This is a genomic window from Streptomyces antibioticus, from assembly GCF_002019855.1.
GTDB lineage: Bacteria > Actinomycetota > Actinomycetes > Streptomycetales > Streptomycetaceae > Streptomyces > Streptomyces antibioticus_B.
Map to the genome: position 1 here is coordinate 5,789,482 of NZ_CM007717.1, position 18,522 is coordinate 5,808,003.

Sequence of the window (18,522 nt, forward strand, 5' to 3'; positions counted from 1 at the left end):
GGATTCTAACCTGCGCACACGGCTCCGGAGGGGGCTTCAGGCCCGGACGTCCGTGCAGGTCGTGTGCCTCTGGCCCGCCAGAAGGCCCTTCCTCGTCCACGGATGGTCCACACGTTGCGGCAAGCCAAGGAGAGGGCGCCCGACGGGACAGAGAAGGAGCGTGGGGCTGGACACGGACGTGAGGCGGCACGTCTACGGCTTCGCCGGACGCCCTGAGCCAGCCTCCTCCCGGGTGGCTGTTCCCTTCATATCGCCCTACGCCTCGAAAGGTGAAGTAGGGGTGGTTTAACTGTGAAGATGTTGTAAGATCCACGCACCGTCAGGGGAGGACATCTTCGATGGCGGTGCTGAGGGACGTTCTCTTGGTGGGGGCTGGGGGCTGGGGGCGGTGGCAAGAGGCAAGACGTTGCTCCGTAGCGCGTCCACACTGGTCGGCGACAGGTGGCAGAGGCTGCCTGAGTGGGCCGCATGGTTCTCGGAGGTCGGGTACTGGGCGGCAGACCTGCGCGAGGGGGGCTCAAACACGGTAGTGGCGCTGTCCGTTCCGACGCGTGACTACCTTGCGGTGCTGCTGGCCTATGGGGTGGTGAACCAAGCGTCGCAGGCCGAGACGGACCCTGCCGAGTCGGGGCAGGACTTCGAGCAGGCCAAGGGCCTGCCAGTCGGCGCCTGTGTCCGGGTCATCCCGATCAAAGGCCCCGGCCACGGGCAGCGCGTGTACACAGGAGTGTTCGGCGGGGCCTTCGCGAACCATCACGGGCAGGTCTACGAGCTCGCAGGCAGCAAGAGCCCCGGCAGACGTCCCGGACCGGTTTCGTGGTTCCCGGCGGACGACTACCGGCTTCAGCTGCTCCCCTGGCCGGACCTGCCGGTTGATTACGCGGGCCGACACCGCTTTAGCGAGGCTTTTGAGATCCCCGCTGGTGCCGGAGGGCTGGTGGCCGGCCAGTTGGCCGACTTTTACGGACGCTGCTCTCTCCACAGTGTCGTGATAGGGGCAGTGAACACAGTTCTGGCTGACGCCCAGGTCGTCGTTGCGGCACCCGGTGGAGCGGGACTGCCCCTGCAAGAGCTGCTGCGCCTGCGCGCAGTCCACTCGCCTGGCTCCCACTACCGAAGTGTGGTGCTGTCGAGCCGGGGTGACCCGGAGAAGTACCGCCACGTGGTGCGGTCCTGTCGGCCGACCGCGGTCGTCCTCGACGGCGCGGCGACGGTTCGGCGGTGGCTTGGAGCTGGCCTCGCGGGCGTGACGGTGGCCGTGGTCGAGCGCACCAGCCCGACCGCTTTGGCGGCCGTGGACGCGCTCTACGAAAACCGGGGGCGCAGCGTAACCGACCTCGGTGTGCCCAGAGACCTCGCCAGCCGGATCCCTCCGGGAGTCGAGCTGCTGGCCTGGAAGGGCAGGGGGACAGCGCGGTGAGTTTGTGGGAGGCGGACAGGGTCTACCAGCGTGCGGGCTGCGTCATCGAGGAGCAGCCCGTGCACCACTCAGGGGTGCACTCGTTCATGCGGGCGGCGTCGCAATTTCTGCGCTCAGTGGGCGAGTTGGAGAGCTCTGGCCTGTGGCGCCAGGCCTGCTTTGATATCCGGCGTGTCAGGTGGCTCCTCGGTACCGTGCCGCTGCCCTTCAACAGCTGGCAGCTAAGGCTTCAGGAGGCGGCACGCGGTTTGGCGGGCACTAGCGCTCATTTGCAGCAGGCTGCGGATGCCGGCCTGGTGGGCCAGCTGTCCGCCGTCGCACAGGCTTTGACCCGCCTGGGGGAGGACTCCTCCAATCCGCTCGCTGCCGGGGCCATGGCTTTCCTCTCATCTGACCGCAGGGGCAGGTCGCTTGTAGCGGTGACCAACCGCTCCTACCAGGATGCCGTTGTTCAGGCGTTCGGTGCGATCGGCTACCCGGTAGAGATCGGCCTGGTCAGTGACCTGCTGGGGACCGAGGTCTACGAATCGGCCGTGGTCGTGGGACCCATCAGCTGGCTTCCGCCGGGCGTGCTGAACGCCCCACGGGCAGCGCGGCTCGGACTGGTCCACCATGACTTCTACCGTGAGCCGCTGGACGTACAGCCGCTGTTCGACGAGGGCCCGGTGCTGCGCGGCACCATGCCAACGCGCATACGCCGCCGCGAGACGAGGATAGTCGGATCACCGCCCAAGCTCGCGGATCGTACGACGCCTGAGCCGGCGGAGTTCCTGATGACGGATCTCGACGTCGCTTCCCTGGCTCAAGACGCTGTCGCCGGACTTCCCGCCGAAGCCCTACGGGACGGTGCTTCAGATGGCCACGAGGGGGTGCAGGCCCGTGCGGCCCTGCTCGCCGATGGCTCTTACGTGCTGCTGCCCGTGGAATCCAGCGTGCACAAAATCCTGTTGGTCGAGCCGGATCCGGACGATGAGCCGTCCGTCGAGGCCGTCGACGGGGCCTTGATTTCGGTCGGCGACTACGTCGTGCTTCGCGGCAGCTCCTACTATCAGAGCCTGGTCGAGCGGGCCGATGCCGCACTGGGCGACGATGCGCCTGTGCTGCGGGCGATACAGCAGGGGTGGAAGGCGCAGCTGAGCGATCGTATTGCCCGGCACCCGGGCGGTCGCCGGGAGGTAGCTAAGGACCTGATGGCGCGCGGCGCGGTGACGACCAACCTGGACTACTGGACGGGCCCGTGGTGCATCAGGACCCGGCGCAAAGATGACTTCGCTGTCGTCATGAACTACCTGGGCCGCGGTGGGGAGGCACGGGACGTCTGGGAAGCCCTCGGCCGGATCGACCACGCACACCGCAGTGCCGGGCGGAGCTACGCCGAGGCTGTGCAGCGTGCTGTCTCCGGGGACCTGTGGCAGCAGCTCTGGGTGGAGCGCTGGTGCGAGATCTCCCTGGACGATACGGACTCCGGCGCGCGAGCGGCCCTGGTCGATGCCGTTCTCCCCGGGCAACTCTGGGTTCCCCCGCATTACCTCTGCCGGCTCCGCACTTCGGAGGTGCCCTGATGGCGCGCATGATCCCGTCGGCCTTCGACCCGGAATGCACCCCAAGTCCTGGGGAAAGGGAAGTGTTCCAGCGGCTTCGCGACGACCCCGGCACGGAGGGCTGGGTGGTGCTGCACTCGCTGGGTATCGCCAAGCATCCGCGGCAGATCCAAGGTGAGGCCGACTTCGTCATCGTCGTGCCCGGGAAGGGGATCCTGGTCCTGGAGGTGAAGGCCCACCACCAGGTCAGGCGCCTGCCGAGCGGCGAGTGGCGGCTGGGCGGCCACCCGCCAACCCTGAGGAGCCCTTTCCAGCAGGCCGATGAGGCCATGCACGCGGTCAAGGAGAAGCTGACCGGCCACGGCGGCGGGCTCGGAGGCGTACCCATGACGTCAGCGGTGCTGTTCACGCACAGCCGGTTCGCGGTGTCAGGCCCCATGGAGTGGCACTCATGGCAGGCGATCGACACAGTGGCTCTGCACAGCCGTCCCATTTCCGCGCTGGTCGCCGGGGTCCTGGACGCCCACCGCGCGCACCTCGCCTCGACTCCCACAGCAGGCTGGTTCAACCCGGCATCCGCTGCTCCCGACGCCGACCAGACCGACCGGATTCTGGAGGCGCTGCGGCCCTCATTCGAGTTTGCCGAACCGCCCAAGCTGCGGCGGCAGCGGATGGAGCGGGAGACGCAGACCTTCACGAAGCAGCAGTACGAGGTGCTCGACATGATCGCCGCCAACCGGCGGTGCCTGGTCCGCGGTGCCGCAGGGACAGGCAAGACGTTCGTGGCGGTGGAGGCGGCACGGCGGTTCGCCGGAAGCGGTCTGAGAGTCTTGCTGTGCTGTTTCAACCGGCAGCTGGGCCGCTGGCTCAAAGAAGAGACCGCCGGGGTGGAGGGGATCACGGCGGCTCACCTTCACTCCTACATGGCGGGACTGGTTCCCGCTGCACGCCCCGCAGCAAGCGGAGACGACGGGTTCTTCACCGAGGAGCTTCCCGACCTCGCCCTGGAAGCCCTGTTGGAGCGCGACGGCCCGCCGTTCGACGTGCTGGTGATCGACGAGGCACAGGACCTGATGCGCGAGTCCTACCTCAACGTCCTCGACTCCTCCTTGCGCGGAGGTCTGTCGAGCGGTCAGTGGCTGGCCTTCGGCGACTTCACGCGCCAGGCCCTTTACGACTCCGGCGGCGAGGGAATGGAAGCCCTTCACGGGCGGACGGCGGGCGAGCCAGCGGTATTCATACTGCGTCACAACTGCAGGAGCGTCCCCGACATCACCTTCTACGTGGAAGCGACGTCCGACCTTGACCCGGGCTACGCCGGAACGCTGCGGCCCTCCAACGACCGGACCGCAGAGCACCTGTGGTGGACGGACAGCGAGGAACAGCAGCGGCTACTGGCGGACAGGCTCACCCGGCTCACCCGCGACGGGTTCCTGCCCGAGGACATCGTCGTCCTGTCACCGCTGCGCAATGACCAGAGCGCGGCCGGCAGCTGCCAGGACCCCCGCTGGCGGAACCGGCTCGTGCCCTTCGGCTCACCGCGGCCGGGGGCGGTGCGATACGGGACAGTGCACGCGTTCAAGGGCCTGGACTCCCCAGCGGTCGTCCTCACCGATATCGCCTCTTTCGGGTCGGCGCGCGAACAGACGCTCTTCTATGTGGGCGCCTCCCGCGCCAGGGACGAACTCACTGTGCTGATGTCCCAGAACGCACGCCCCGGCTTCCGCAAGCAGGTCTTCAAGGAGAAGGCAGCATGACCATCAGCGACCACCTCGGTCCGCGTGAGGACGTTATCGACGCCCTGAGGGCCGAGCTGCTCGGCCCTGCGCCCGCCGGCAAGTCCCTCACCCCGGAACCCTTCGACAACTGGGAGGAAGCCCGGGGCCCTTGGGTGGACCCCGAGTCAGGAGAGGAGATCCTCGACCGGGCCCCGCTGGTGCGGTACGGCGTCGGCGTCCTGTACCCCGCTGAGAACGCTGCTCAGCCCGCGGACGAGGATCGCACGGTTGTCGCCGGTCTCGTGGAAGGTGAGCTCGACGGAAAGGTCTTTGAGGGTCTGCAGGAAGCTGCACAGCGCACGGTCGGCGGGCCGCCCGAAGACGACGACTTCGACCTCGCCGGCGCGAACGACCGACGTCCCAGCACCATGGGCCTGTCGTTCATGCTGGCGGGCGGGAGTGGTACGGCTCTCCGCATCGTTTTCACAGGAGGCCGCTACGGGCGTCAGAACGTGTCTGTGGCGGGCGATGCGCGGCGGTGGTGGGTACGCAGCCCCGTTACGGCGGTCTGGGAGCTGTCTGCGGACGAGATCGCCACGGCCAACCGGGTCCTGCGGAAGCCGCAGCCGGACGCGGACGCCTCGCGTGGCATTGACGGGCTCGACCTGGAGCTGATCGTCAACGTGCGCAGTCACCAGGACGGCAGGCTGATCACAGTCGCCCTCGTCAACCGGACGGCCCCCGGAACCCAGCCACTCGATGCTGTGAGCCTGTTCCAGGCCGAGATGACCGTCGAGCCGCAGGGCGGGTGGCTCGCCCCCTACCCGGAGGCGGCCGAAGCCGAGGCGCACCCGGACGACGCCTCGTTCAATCTGCTCTACCGGGAAGCACGGACCTTTGCCGTGGGGCACGGCTGCGCCGCGGACTGGGCCGACCCCACAGAGGGCCGGGCCGCCTGGGCCAAGGCCGACCCTCTGCCCTGGTACGAGGCACCCAGCATCACCCCCGACATCCGGCAGAACGGCAGCCCGCTCACCGTCTCTATGGAGCAACTCTCCGGGGACGGCCCTGGCGGTCCTGAGCGCCTAGAGCAGGTCGTCGGCGCGTACACGAAGTGGATCGAGGGACTCGAAGAGAAGGCTGCCGGCCTCGACGAGCGGCTCCGGCCGACCGCCGTACAGCACATCGAAGGCTGCCGCAAGGCTCTGGGCCGGATGCGGGAAGGGCTCGAACTGGTCCGTGACGCCCGGAGCGACGTGGGCCGTGCCTTCCGGATGGCAAACCGTGCCATGCTGCGCCAGCAGCTGCGCTCCGGGGCCGACCTGCGTCCGACGCGGTCCGTCGACGGGCGGTTCCAGGTGGAGGGAGCCCAGCCGGATGAGAACGAGGCCCGCCGCAAGGGCAAGGGGAACTGGCGTGCCTTCCAGATCGCGTTCCTCCTGGCCGCCGTCCCCTCAAGTGCCGATCCCCTCCATGACGACCGTGAGGTTGTTGACCTCATCTACTTCCCCACCGGCGGTGGCAAGACTGAGGCCTACCTCGGACTGTCCGCCTTCACGATGCTGCTCCGTCGTCTGCGTGACCCCGGTGACACGAGTGTCACCGTCCTCATGCGCTATACGCTGCGTCTGCTGACCGCTCAGCAATTCCTGCGCGCCGCCGCTCTCGTCTGCGCGCTTGAGGAGCTGCGCGCAGACACGCCGGACCTCGGAACGGTCCCCTTCTCGATCGGGATCTGGGTGGGTGGCGAGACCACTCCCAACCGACGCGCGGATGCGAAGTCAGCACTTGGCAGGCTCCACCGCGGAGAGCAGGAGAACCCGTTTCTGCTGCTGCGCTGTCCCTGGTGCTCAGCTCAGATGGGCCCCGTCCCCAGCCAGGAGGAAGACGCCGCGCCCGGGCAGCGCCGCCGTAGGACCGGCCAGCGCACCGGAGCAGCGGCCCGCACACCCGTAGCCGGGTACACGGAGTACCGCGGAACCGTGCGCTTCATCTGCCCGGACAACGAGTGCCGCTTCTCCACGGAGGACTCGCCACTGCCCGTCTACGTGGTTGACGATGACCTCTACGAGCACCGGCCGACGCTCGTGATCGGAACGGTGGACAAGTTCGCCCTTATTGCCTGGCGGCCCAAAGCAAGGGCCTTGTTCGGCTTCGGAGCCGACGGCCTTGGCTCGGACGGCTCCCGGGCCTACTCGCCCCCCTCCCTGATCATCCAGGACGAGCTGCACCTCATCGCTGGTCCGCTCGGCTCCCTCACGGGCCTCTACGAGGGTGTTATCGAAGAACTGTGCACCGACCGGCGAGACGGCACGCGCATCCTCCCCAAGATCGTCGCCTCCACCGCGACGATCCGGCGGCACGAGGAGCAGGTCAAGGCCCTTTACGGCCGTGAGCAGGTACACCTTTTCCCGCCGCACGGCATCGACGCCTCCGACTCCTTCTTCGCCGTCTACGACCGCGACCCGGAGACCGGCACTCTCAAGCCGGGGCGGCGCTACATCGGCGTGCACGCCCCCGCCCTCGGCTCCATGCAGACCACACAAGTCCGCACGTTCGCCGCCCTGCTCCAGGCCGCCAAGGACCTTCCCGAAGGCCTCCGCGACCCCTGGTGGACGCTGCTCGCCTTCTTCAATAGCCTTCGCGAGCTTGGCAACTCACTGTCGCTCATGCAGTCCGACATCCCCGACTACCTGAGGACCATCAACAACCGCTCAGAGACGGACCGCACCGGGATGCGCTACCTCAACTGGGTCGAGGAGATGACCAGCCGCCTCCGTCAGGACCAGATCCCCGAAGCCATCCAGAAGCTCGAGCGGCAGCTCACGGACGAACAGCGGGCCGTAGACGCCTGCCTGGCCTCCAGCCTGATTGAGGTCGGCATCGACATCCCCCGCCTCTCGCTCATGGCCGTTGTCGGCCAGCCCAAGAGCACCTCCCAGTACATCCAGGTCACCGGTCGCGTTGGACGACGCATTCCCGGACTGGTCGTCACCCTGTACGGGGCCGGCAAACCCCGCGACCGCAGCCACTTTGAGCGCTTCCGCAGCTACCACGAACGCCTGTACGCGCAGGTCGAACCGACCAGCTCCACCCCATTCGCCCCGCCCGCTCTGGACCGGGCCCTGCGCGCAGTCGCGGTTGCCTACATCCGGCAGACCGGACCGGAGGCGCTTGAGCCTCAGCCGTTCCCTGCCGAAGGCTGGGAAGCGGCCAGAAAGCTTCTCCTCGACCGGGTCGACTTCTGTGACTCCGATGAAGCCGACCGCACAGCCGACATCCTGGACAGGATGCGCAAGGAGTGGGAGGCGTGGCAGCCCGGGCAGTGGGGTGACTTCGGGCCCACGGTCAGCGGCGACCAGCTCCTGCGCCCCCTTGGCCAGTACGCGGACGAGCAGGCGCAGAGTATGACCTGGGCGATCCCCTCCTCCATGCGCGGCGTCGACGCCGAATGCCAGATTGAGGTCACCTCGGAGTATGCGATCCAGGAAGGACAGTCATGATCCGCGGCAAGGTCCGGCGCTCCCAGATGGTCGCTCCGTTCGGCCCCGGGGCCATGCACGTGCTGTCCGACGGGACGTCGGTCGTCACGGCAGGCCTCGACCACTGGTTTCCACGCGGAGACGACCGCAACCAGGAAGAGTTCCGTATCCACGAGTGGCGCCTGGAACAGCATCTCGGTGTCGACGCGCTCTACTCTCCTCCGGACTACCGCACCCGTTCGGAGAACGGGGTCAACACCGGTCTCACCGTCCCGGTCCTCCGATTCCCCACCTGGGGCTTCTGCCCGCGCTGCCGCAAGCTGGCCAAGGACCGGCTCCACCAGGAGAACCGTCCGGCCTGCAAGGAGCATGAGTCCTCCGGCCGCAAACCCTTCTTCGCCCAGGTCCCCTTCGTCGCGATCTGTGAGCGAGGGCACCTCCAGGACTTCCCCTGGTTCGAATGGACGCACAGGTCAGCGTCGCCCTCCTGCCGGGGGCACCGCCTCTCACTGCGGTCCTCCGGCGGCGGCACTCTGGCCTCCCAACGGGTGTCCTGTTCCTGCAACGCGACCCGCACCCTGGAAGGCATCACATCAACAAGGAGCAGTGCCGAGAGCGGTCCTTCCACGTTCCTCTCGGAAGAGCTCGAGCCGGGCGGGCCGGCGTACCTGTGCCGCGGCGGGGCGCCTTGGCTGGGGATCGACCGCGAAGGGGAGACGTGCGGGAGCCCTCTCCGCGGCAGCCTGCGCGGCGCCGCGAACGTCTACTACTCGCTCCTGAAGAGCTCCATCTTCGTGCCAGAGGTGGCCGCGTCGACCGCTGACCCAAAGGTCCTCGCTGCGCTCCAGGACGGGGCGATCGTACAGGCCCGGCACAGGACAGCGGTCTTCCTTGACAAGGGAGAGGCTTTGCCTGTTCCCATGCTCCGGAAAGCGGCCCAGGGGAACGCCTTCCTCCTGGAGGACTTCAGCGACGAGGAGATCGCCCGCGCACTGGCCGTGCTGCAACAGTCCGAATCCGGAGCCTCAGAGACAGAGGAGCCCGGCTCCGCGCAGGACCCGGCTCCGTTCCGTGCCACCGAGTACCAGACGCTGCGCGGTGCGATCGAGTCTGAGGAACTGGTCGTACGCGAGCCCCGAGGACAGTACGCCCCCAGTGTTGCCTCCGCCTTCGCCCGCGTAAGGCTTGTAGAAAAGCTCCGCGAAACTCGGGTGCTATGGGGCTTCAACCGCGTCTTCGCGGAGTCCCCTTACGATGACGCGTCCCGAAAGGCACTGCTGCGTCGCACACCCGCTCGCCCGGGTGGCAACTGGCTTCCCGCATACGCTGTCAGCGGCGAGGGAATATATCTGGAACTCGACACGGCGCTGCTGGGCGCCTGGGAGGAGCGCCGGGCAGTCCTGGCGCAGGCTGAACTACTCACACAGCGCTTCTCGGACCTGGCCGAACAACGCGGCCTGACCAAGCGCGAGCTGTCGCCGCGCTTCATCCTCCTGCACACATTGGCGCACCTGCTCATCAACCAGCTCACCTACGAGTGCGGCTACAGCTCGGCCTCCCTGAGGGAGCGCCTCTACGTGAGCCCCGGGCCGGACGGCATGGCCGGCATACTCATCTACACCGCTGCCGGGGACTCCGAGGGCACCTTGGGCGGCCTGGTTCGAATGGGCGAGCCCGGTCGGCTGGAGGTAGTGCTGGAGAACGCCCTGGCTCATGCCGCATGGTGCTCCTCGGACCCGGTGTGCATCGAGAGCAAGGGCCAAGGGCCCGGGTCCTGCAACCTCGCCGCCTGCCACGGCTGCGCGCTGCTTCCTGAGACTGCATGCGAGGAGTACAACCGCTTCCTTGACCGTGCCTTGGTGGTCGGTGGGCTCGGAAAGAGCGAGCTCGGATTCTTCGCTACGAACTGAGAACAGGCCAATGGTGTGCGCAAGCATCCCGCTTACGCACACCTGAGTGGTTCCGGAGGCCCATTGCTTCCCGGGCGATGTTGCAGGTAGCGACCTATTGGGTGGGGGACCTGTTAGGTATTGCCCACGCCATAGTCCACGAGTCCGACGAACATCGCTCAGAGGAGAAGTGGGTTGGTGTGAGCGATGGCCTGAAACTTCTCGGACGATCTAGCGCCCTGCATAAGCCGCATCAGAACCTCTCCCGTCGGCCACCAGCCGTCGTTGTGCGGGCACGGGCTGAAGCAATGGTTGCTGCACTAGCGGTTCGTCGTCGAGTACCACTCGGAGGCGGCGGCCGACCTCTGCCGCGACCTCAACCGCGACTGCGTTTCCGAGCGCGCGCATGGCCGCCGTCCTGGTGCCGGGAATCTCATAGTCATCCGGGAACGTCTGAATTCGCGCGGACTCCCGCACCGTGAGATAGCGAACCGAGTCGTCTTGGAAGCGGATCATGGCCTCACCTCCTGCGACGCCGTGGACGCCAGCTTTGAGCGTTTTGGCGGGCCAGTCGATCCATCCGCCGCGATGGCGGGCATAGACCCGCGCTCCGGGGATACCCCGGTGGTTTAGAACGGTGGGGATGTCAATGTTATCTTTCGGCGACGGGAGATCTGAAATTGCGTCTCGCGTTGTACGCCAGGCGAGTTCCTCGTCCGCCCAGTCTCCCGTGCTACGCAGCAACTCGACACGAGATCGATAGCGTTCCGGGATTTCCGGCTTCTTGATCTCATGCCGCTGCCAGTACGCTTCCGAGATCCATTGCTCGCGAAGCAATTGGTCCATGGTGTGTGTTGGTTGCACTGGAGACCAACGGTCCACACCGGGTAGATCAGTTCGAATGCCAACCAGGAAGACACGTTTACGCGCCTGAGGTACGCCAATATCGGCGGCGTCGATCACCTGCTGGTGGACCTTGTAGGAGAGTCCAGGTCGTTTCGTCTTGAGGATGCGACCGTGATGGGCTGTCCAGTGCTCGTCCCGATTTCTTGGCCTGACAGACGGTTTGGTCAACCAATCGGCGATGTAGTCGTAGTAGGGTTTGAAAGTTGGGCGCAACAGGCCGGGGACATTCTCAAAAACAAAGCATTTGGGTTTGAGGATGCGTACGGCTTCCACAGAAGCCGGGAACATGTTCCTTTCATCGTTCTCGGCTGCATGCGCCCCACTGATCGAGAAAGGCTGGCAGGGAGGTCCGCCAGCTACTAGATCGATACCTTCCAAGCCAAGAGAGGGAACCTCCTTCAGCCAAGTGCGCACGTCTGCCTCACGGACATGTTCTCGTTTCCATAGATCTGGAGAACGGTCCGCATTCGCTCGGAGAATGTGACATGCGCGCGGGTCTCGCTCTATCAATTGTTCGTGCTCGAAACCTGCGTTGAACATGCCTATTGCCATGCCGCCACCGCCAGCAAACAATTCAACCGACCGTGGCATATGAACTCCTTGTCATGGCTTAAGTGAGGTCGGATAATAGGTGTCTAATAATTTATTACTGAGACGTACGGGCGTGAATTAGCTGGAAAATTTCCTCCACGACTTCGTCAAGGTCTCGCTTCAGCCGCGACTCGAAGACTCGGTAGACCGTCCAACCGGCCTGAGTCAGCGTAGTATTCACCTCGGCATCGCGTGTCATGTTCTTGCGCAGTTTAGCGCGCCAGAAGTCTGGATTGTTCATGCGGTCGAACTGCGCTTCGAAGCTGGGCAGTCCTCGTATTTTCCAGGCGTTGCCGTGCCAGAAGTCGCCGTCTACGAACACCGCCAGCCTCGCGCCGGGGAACGTGATGTCAGGCTTGCCTGGGAGTGTGGTGCGGACGCGGTAGCGGAGGCCGCGACGCCACAGCGCCTTCCTGAGCGTGACCTCAGGCCTAGTGTTCCGATTTGGCACGGCAGCCATGATGCGACTGGTCACCGCGGGGTCACGCACGGCCACCTCCCAAGGATCGTGAGTGAGCTTAGCTTTCTGGCAGCCGCAGGGACGGTCTGCCTAGGTCTGCAGGCGTCGTACGGGCTGCTCGACTGGTGATCACCCGGACGTTGAGGCCGGCTAGCTCGCATACTTTCTGGTGACGCCGCTTCTCGCTCTCGGTGAGGCGTTCCCCTTGCAGCAGGCTGATGACCACGATGGGGGACGGCAGCCCGTCAACGCGCGCATTGAGACCAGCCCATACCAGGCTCTTAAGGTTTCGCGGGTTACCCCAGATCAGCAGCATCTGATCTTGCCCGTCCGTCACTTGACACCGGTTCGGCTTCTCTCTCAAGGTCCCACTCAGCACCGTCCAATCTTCCCCTAGGGCGATCCGGGCTATGTCGTAGGCGCTTGGAAGTGGGGTGCTCACCAGGTCTGCGTACGGTCCGATCCCGCTACGGGCTCGGTTGTAATGCTTCATCGGTACGTCTTTGATCCACATGCGCGCACGCTCACGGGGCATGTAGCGAGTCAGAACGCCGCCCAACATCTCGTCGTCGATCCATCGGTTGTACCAAGTCGTGCGATCTGCCGGGCTGAGGCCATCCCAGCCAAGTTCATCCGCCTTGCGGTAAATTTCCTTAATTACCGTTCGGCGGACCGCTTCCGGGATATCGCTCATGCTTGTCCTGCCATCGATCCGGGATCGGGGAATTGGAGGCGGTGCTCATCTAGGGCTGTCTCCAGGCTCGCCGCGTCCTTGATCCATTCTTGCATTAGACTCTCAGCCCGGGCATCGGTAAACTCAAAACGTGTGCCCATCGGAGCCAAACGTAGCGTTTCAAATTCGTCTGCAGAAACTTGCTCTCGAAGACTCATGATCGCGGCTACTCTTCTGATGTCGCTAACAAAATCCAAGGTCTCGACATGACTCTTCCCCTCTCGGAGTCGCAGTCCGCGGCCAAGCTGCTGAACGAAGATGCGCCGACTATGTGTGACGCGCGCGAAGCACAAGATGTTGACGTCCGGGATGTCGACCCCTTCGTTGAGAATGTCGACAGCGGTGATAATTGGAATATTACCCTGGCGGAATGCCATGAGTCGAAGCTGTCGATCTCTACGATCCAGGCCGGCATGGACTGCCTTAACGTTCTTCCACTGGGGGACCTGGTTAAGTAGACTGGCAAGCCGTTCCGCATGCTCGATAGTGCGGCAAAACACCACGGCCCGAGGCTCCTTGACTTGGGCCCACGTCTCGATAAGTCGATCGCGAATGGCTTCGTCTCGTTCAGGTAGGAAAAGTCTAGCGTTGAGATCCCTAACGCTGTAGTTGTGTTGACTTGCCGTGTGTACGAAATCCCAATCGATGTTGTCCGTGAAAAGTCGATAGCGAACTTCGGCGAGATAGCCGAGTCTCATGCCGCCGTCGATACCCAAGGTGTAACTGGACTCGCCAAAACTGTTCCGGATATCAAAGCGGTCTCCACGCCAGGGCGTTGCAGTCACGCCGAACCGAGGCACATCGGCCAGATGGTCGAGCAATTCGGCGAAGTATCCTTCTTTAGACACATGGTGCGCTTCGTCAACCATTACCAGTGCAGGCTTGTAACCGCTGCGCACATACGTGAGCGCGGTGGCCACCGTGGCGCATGTGATACCGCGGAGATCGTCCGGTTTATGGTCGCCCGTCAGCAGTTGAGTGCGCGCCGCCTTGGGTACGTGGAACCAGAGCGCACGCTCTAGTTGTTCAACGAGATCCTTTGTATGGGCGACAACGAGAATCTTGTCGGAGGGGCGCAGGCGGAGATGACGTGCGACAACCTCCCCGCCGATCACCGTCTTCCCCAGGCCAGTCGCGAGAATCAGCAACGCGCGGCCCGTGCCTTCCAGGTCCTCCACGATCCTCTCGAAAGCCTTGGCCTGATACTCGCGGAGGGGGCGTTCTGGTAGCCGCTCGGCGCACAGCTGATCGCTGTTGTACAGATCGACTAGCTCGCGCCCCGACCAGAACTCGATCGGATGCCCAACTCGGCGCAGAGCTTCGCGTCGTTCCTCGCTCTTCGGGCCAAACCTGGCATTGGTGACAACCGCAGCTCGATCTGTCCGATAGAACGCCTTCGCGTTGATGACCTCGTCGACCGCGCTCGGCGCCACCGTGCCCCGCGCCTTCCACTTCGCCTGGAAGACCCATCGCTGGCCGTTGAGCGTTCCGAGGACATCGCCACCATGATCGTTCGGGCCGTCGATGTTAACTACATCAGTAAATCCGAGGTGAAGCATAAGTCGCTCTACCTGCCGCGGAAAGGCCGCAGGGCCGATGTCCAGAAGGAAATCGGGAGCCATGAAGGACGAGCTCATGCCGACTCCTCATCAGCGATCTCTTCTTCGATCACGTCGAGTGTCATGCGCATCATTGCGAGATCGAGACGGGTCTTACCGCTGATGTTGCCCAGGAATGTTCCAGCCACCTCAAGCAGCCTCCCGAGGCGCTCGACCTGGGCATCGCGAGCATCGGGGTCGTTCCACGTAGACCAGGTCGTGGAGAAAATGGCGCCATCCATCACCAGTTCGGGATGGGCGCGAATGATCGCGGCAATGCCCTCCGCGGTGAGGTGTGCGATGAAGTCGCCGCTCTGGGTTGCCACGGGCCAAACCAATCGAGGGTCCGCCCCGGCGGCGTGCTTCTCCGCAGCCTGCTTCTCCGCCGTAGGGAGGCTCGCCCACAAAGAGGCGGCACGCGGAGCCCCAACGCGCTGGATGCCCTCTCGCACGCGGCCGAGCAGGGCACTTGCCCGCTCGCGCAGGGCCGCATCGGTAAAGCGCTGGTCTGGGAATTGCAGAGTGACTTCAGCGGCGACGCGTGCGGCACTGTCATCGGTGCTGGCGAGCGCGCGTAGCGCCTCCGCGATCTCGATGATCGCGTAGTCGCGGGGATCGCGACCGAACTCCCTGAACACTGGATGATCTCCGTGAACGAATACCTCAATTGCGTTACCGCGCAGAGTGTGCGAAACGCATGGTGTCGGTCGGCCGGAATGGTCTAGGAGTGGCTCGGGCGTGACATACACCGTGACCATGCGCCTGCCTAGGGTGGCCACGGATACTGCTCCGCTGAGGTCGGTTAGCCGGCGCGCCCCGGTTCGGTACCTCGTGAAGCGCTGATCTTCCGTCTCTGGCTGGGGCTGCGGCGTGGTTGTACCTGGCGAACCAGTCGTCTTGCTGGTTGAGGGGTTTCCAAACCCGAGCCCCGTGCGGCTGAGTAGATCATCAGACTGTCTCTGTGTGCTGCGGATGGAACTCCGTGGTGAAGGCACGGTGCTGGCCCCACTCCCGGGCGGGACCGGAACTCGGTCTCTTTTGCTCTCATCGTGTTGTCGTGCGGCCTCGTACCATTTCTCGTCGGTGAGAAATTCGGCGAGCCCTTTACGGAACGAGCCGGCCCAATCTCTTGCCAGCTCGTGAAGCGGGTTTGAGCCGTCCCCGGGTACGAGGTGCTTGAGGCCCGGATCATTTCTACGGAAGGCGTTGAACAAGCGCCCTACCGGCGTGTCGTTAGGTGCGTACCCATACGTTTTCGCCTTGTTCGGCTGAAGGGGCCCCTCACCGCGAATGAGGTGGGCGGCGGTGATCCAGTCCCGTGAATCTCTTTTGAAGTCATTCTTCTGGTATGTCACAGGTACATGGTCGAGGTGTATCTCGCCCACGATTCGGCCACCTACCGTCGCGCCGAGCTCGATCGGGTACTCAGTAAGGGTTTCCCCCGTGTCCGGGTGCTCCCACTCGAATAGGCTTCGATCAGATATGAGGATCTTCCGCCCGTTCCTGAGGAAGTCGATACCAAAGTCGCTGGTGTGCAAGTAGCGTTGGATTCCCACCCAGCCGACGATCCGGCGCTCCCGCAGCTCGAGATTTGCGCTGCCGCATTCGACGCAGGCCTCGGGGGATACGCGATGCCAGTGACCACAGTCCTGGCATGCCCAGGCCGAGGTCAATTGGTGATCAATCGGCTGGATCGCCCTCACGTCGGAACCGCGATAGGCCACCGATCGCTGGGCGTCCCAAACGCAAGGCAGCCGGGGCCGTACAAGTGTGTTGTTGACGAACAGTCGGAAGCCGCGCCCCTTGAGTTCGGCGCCAGGGAGCTCGGAGAGGACGTCCTTGCCGCGAAGCAAATACGAGTAGACCTTGCCCAGTTGCTCCCGAATGGTGGAAGGCAGTTGCGGGCGGCGCAGGGCAGTCCGCGTGTCGGGCCGCAGATGACGCACAGTGATCTCGGTGCCGTGCATTGTGGGGTCGTCCTTGGGCTCACGCCGCAGCGGGGCCTTGAATTCACCATGCTGCTGCATCTCAAGGAAGTTGATCTCGGCAACCAGCCAGTTTCGGTCGCCTGATCGGGTAGTCCGCACCTCGGTAACGGATCCCAGGTTGGCGGTCGCGATGTTGAAGCCCATACCGAACAGCCCTAGGCTTCCGTATCGGCTGTTCCGGCTGTAGCCCGCGCGCAGAGCGAGCTGGAATGCTTCCAGTCCCATGCCGCGCCCATTGTCCGCCACGCACACGATCTCGTCGCCCTCGGAAGTCGTGCCGGGCTTCGGCAGCGTGACTCGGACATAGGGGGGATCGGCTGGGTCCCGAGCCTCATCTGACAAAAAGTCATCGAACGCGTTGTCGATCAGCTCTGCGAGACATTGCCACGGCTTATATGGGATATCGCCTAGCACCTCAAGGAGTCGCGGCGATGGTGTCAGGTCCAGGCTCTCCGCGTAGGCCTCGCTCGCGTCAAGTGACACCCAAACCCCTCCGACTTCGGTCCTGGACACCGACCGCTTGAGTCCTGCACCTTGGCGGTGCCCCCCCCACCATGTGTGCTGCAAGATTACTCACTCGCGGCGTTCAGGCGAGGGGAGTCTGTGATGTTGGAACCCCGCACGGCTGACGCGCCTGTGGTGGGTCGTGGCCATGGCGCATGTCGGTAAGTGTGCCCGGCCTCGTCACATCCTGTTGGCGTGAGAGCGAAGCTCGTTGAGCCGGTCCGCAGGAGATGCAGCCGAACTGCATCTCTGCTCCTCACATCCCGCGCCGCGGGCGGCGTCCTGATGGCCGCGCACTTCGCAGCGCATCACCTCCCCAGTGCCGGCATGCTGAAGGGCGGGGACGGTCTGGTGCCTCGTCCCGCAGCATGCCGGCGCTGGGCGACGATCTCGCCTCCGGTGGACAGGAGGAGGACCTCGTCGTTGTCGCAGGGCACGGTCACCATCCGACTGATCGCCGCAGGATCGACGGAGTAGTCGGTGGTGTCGACGTGGATGTAGTGGTCCTGCCCGAGCGGGAGCGGCGACGTAAGCCACTACGCACCCGGTTGGCGGATGCCCCACATCCGTCTCGATGTAGCGCCTATTGATCAGAAACTCATGGGGTTCTCGTCCAGGACGTAGCGGACGTGTGGGCCGCCGAAGTAGCCGCGGACGATGTGCGGCTGGCGCTGGCGTCTGCGGAAGAAGCGGCGGGTCTCGGCGGCGAGTTCGGCCTGGTTCCGGGCTCGGTGCTGCTTGGGCAGGCTGTGCTTGAGGTCGGCGTTGACGAGTTCGTCGGGGTTGAGCTCGGGCGAGTACGGGGGCAGGAAGTGCAGCTCGACGTCGTCGGGGTGGGCTGCGAGCCAGTCGCGGACCTTCTTCGAGCGGTGGGCGGAGTGCCCGTCGACCACGAGATGGACCTTGTGGTCGAAGTGGCCGGCGAGCCGGTCCAGGAAGCGGCACATCACCTCGGCGGTGAAACTCTCGGTGAAGACCATGAAGTGCATCCGGCCCTTGGTGCTGATCGCCGACATCGCGTTCACCGAGAACCGGTTCCCGGCCCGTCGCACGACGGGGGTCTTGCCCTTCTCTCCCCAGGTGCGGCCTGTGACCTGGTCGGAGCGGATGCCGACCTGGTCGGCGAAGAGAATCTCCCCACCGTCCTCCTTCGCCCTCGCCCGGATCTTGGGCCAGGTCTCGGCGTGCCAGCGCCGGACGGCCTCGGGGTCCTGCTCGACGGCCCTCTTGTCCGGGCGCTGGAAGGAAAGACCCCACCGCTTCAGGTACTTGCCCACCCCCGGTTCGGTCAGCCGTACCCGGTACAGCTTCGCGATCAGGTCACCGATCAGCCGCCGCGTCCACAACTGCCCACTCAGCCCCACGTCACAGGGCCGGTGATCGAGGACCGCCTGCCGCACAGCGGCCTGCTCGGCCTCCCCGAGCACCTGGTGCACCCCGACCGGCTTACCACGCGGCCGCATCACCAGAGCCTCCCGACCGCCGGCCAGCCACTTCGCCCACCAGATGTCGACGGCCTTCAGCGACACCCCGAACACCGCCGCCACGTCCTCACGGTCCCGCCCCGCCACCAACGCGGCCACCGCCCGCAGCCGCAGGGCCTCCTGCGCCGACGGCGACAGATGCCGCGCGTCCCCCACCAGATCGCTCACACCCCTCCAACGACCCAGAACCCAAACCGTTTCGGATCAA

The 18,522-nt window shown here is 65.0% G+C and carries 11 protein-coding genes and 1 pseudogene; 5 read left to right on the plus strand and 7 right to left on the minus strand.

Going from position 1 to position 18,522, the window contains the following annotated elements; genetic code table 11:
• Positions 1–529 precede the first annotated feature (529 nt).
• From AFM16_RS26410 to drmB, 5 genes are read left to right on the plus strand one after another with little or no spacing between them, the layout of a single operon-like run.
• Positions 530–1,420, plus strand: coding sequence for a hypothetical protein (locus AFM16_RS26410; protein WP_143648444.1), 891 nt, complete (start codon positions 530–532; stop codon positions 1,418–1,420).
• A complete protein-coding gene (locus tag AFM16_RS26415; RefSeq protein ID WP_078634818.1) occupies positions 1,417–2,982 on the plus strand; it encodes a DISARM anti-phage system protein DrmE domain-containing protein in 1,566 nt (521 codons plus the stop codon). Before AFM16_RS26410 ends, AFM16_RS26415 begins: the two co-directional genes overlap by 4 nt.
• The gene (locus tag AFM16_RS26420) at positions 2,982–4,718 is read left to right on the plus strand and encodes a nuclease-related domain-containing DEAD/DEAH box helicase (RefSeq protein WP_078634819.1); all 1,737 of its coding nucleotides are present in this window, start codon (positions 2,982–2,984) and stop codon (positions 4,716–4,718) included. Before AFM16_RS26415 ends, AFM16_RS26420 begins: the two co-directional genes overlap by 1 nt.
• Positions 4,715–8,182: a helicase-related protein gene (locus tag AFM16_RS26425; protein ID WP_078634820.1), complete on the plus strand. Its 3,468-nt coding sequence runs from the start codon at positions 4,715–4,717 to the stop codon at positions 8,180–8,182. The genes AFM16_RS26420 and AFM16_RS26425 overlap by 4 nt, the downstream gene beginning before the upstream one ends.
• Positions 8,179–10,071 carry an MrfA Zn-binding domain-containing protein gene (gene drmB, locus AFM16_RS26430; protein WP_078634821.1) on the plus strand — a complete coding sequence of 631 codons (1,893 nt, stop codon included), beginning with the start codon at positions 8,179–8,181 and terminating at the stop codon, positions 10,069–10,071. Before AFM16_RS26425 ends, drmB begins: the two co-directional genes overlap by 4 nt.
• Positions 10,072–10,281: 210 nt before the next feature.
• On the opposite strand, the gene AFM16_RS26435 is transcribed toward drmB, so the two are convergent.
• The 7 genes and pseudogenes from AFM16_RS26435 to AFM16_RS26455 all read right to left on the minus strand — a co-directional run bounded on the left by AFM16_RS26435 (position 10,282) and on the right by AFM16_RS26455 (position 18,482).
• Complete coding sequence (locus AFM16_RS26435; RefSeq protein WP_078634822.1) at positions 10,282–11,547, minus strand: DNA cytosine methyltransferase; 1,266 nt, start codon at positions 11,545–11,547, stop codon at positions 10,282–10,284.
• Between the two features lie 55 nt (positions 11,548–11,602).
• Positions 11,603–12,043 (minus strand): very short patch repair endonuclease, encoded by a 441-nt coding sequence (locus AFM16_RS26440; protein WP_209313228.1) that lies wholly within the window; start codon positions 12,041–12,043, stop codon positions 11,603–11,605.
• A gap of 22 nt (positions 12,044–12,065) precedes the next feature.
• Positions 12,066–12,701, minus strand: coding sequence for a hypothetical protein (locus AFM16_RS39130; RefSeq protein WP_143648446.1), 636 nt, complete (start codon positions 12,699–12,701; stop codon positions 12,066–12,068).
• Positions 12,698–14,377, minus strand: a complete 1,680-nt coding sequence (locus AFM16_RS26445; protein ID WP_078634823.1) for a DEAD/DEAH box helicase family protein — start codon at positions 14,375–14,377, stop codon at positions 12,698–12,700. Before AFM16_RS26445 ends, AFM16_RS39130 begins: the two co-directional genes overlap by 4 nt.
• A complete protein-coding gene (locus tag AFM16_RS26450) occupies positions 14,374–16,809 on the minus strand; it encodes an ATP-binding protein (RefSeq protein ID WP_167797256.1) in 2,436 nt (811 codons plus the stop codon). Before AFM16_RS26450 ends, AFM16_RS26445 begins: the two co-directional genes overlap by 4 nt.
• Positions 16,810–17,138: 329 nt before the next feature.
• Positions 17,139–17,336 (minus strand): annotated as a pseudogene (locus AFM16_RS40760) (Mu transposase domain-containing protein); the annotation flags it as partial.
• An 84-nt stretch (positions 17,337–17,420) separates the two neighbouring features.
• Positions 17,421–18,482 (minus strand): IS630 family transposase, encoded by a 1,062-nt coding sequence (locus tag AFM16_RS26455; RefSeq protein WP_209313206.1) that lies wholly within the window; start codon positions 18,480–18,482, stop codon positions 17,421–17,423.
• Positions 18,483–18,522 lie beyond the last annotated feature (40 nt).

Bases quoted from the DNA above. Each gene is read 5' to 3' on its own strand.
- AFM16_RS26420 (WP_078634819.1), top strand. From the start codon at position 2,982: ATGGCGCGCATGATCCCGTCGGCCTTCGACCCGGAATGCACCCCAAGT.
- drmB (WP_078634821.1), top strand. From the start codon at position 8,179: ATGATCCGCGGCAAGGTCCGGCGCTCCCAGATGGTCGCTCCGTTCGGC.
- AFM16_RS39130 (WP_143648446.1), bottom strand. From the start codon at position 12,701: ATGAGCGATATCCCGGAAGCGGTCCGCCGAACGGTAATTAAGGAAATT.
- AFM16_RS26425 (WP_078634820.1), top strand. From the start codon at position 4,715: ATGACCATCAGCGACCACCTCGGTCCGCGTGAGGACGTTATCGACGCC.
- AFM16_RS26445 (WP_078634823.1), bottom strand. From the start codon at position 14,377: ATGAGCTCGTCCTTCATGGCTCCCGATTTCCTTCTGGACATCGGCCCT.
- AFM16_RS26435 (WP_078634822.1), bottom strand. From the start codon at position 11,547: ATGCCACGGTCGGTTGAATTGTTTGCTGGCGGTGGCGGCATGGCAATA.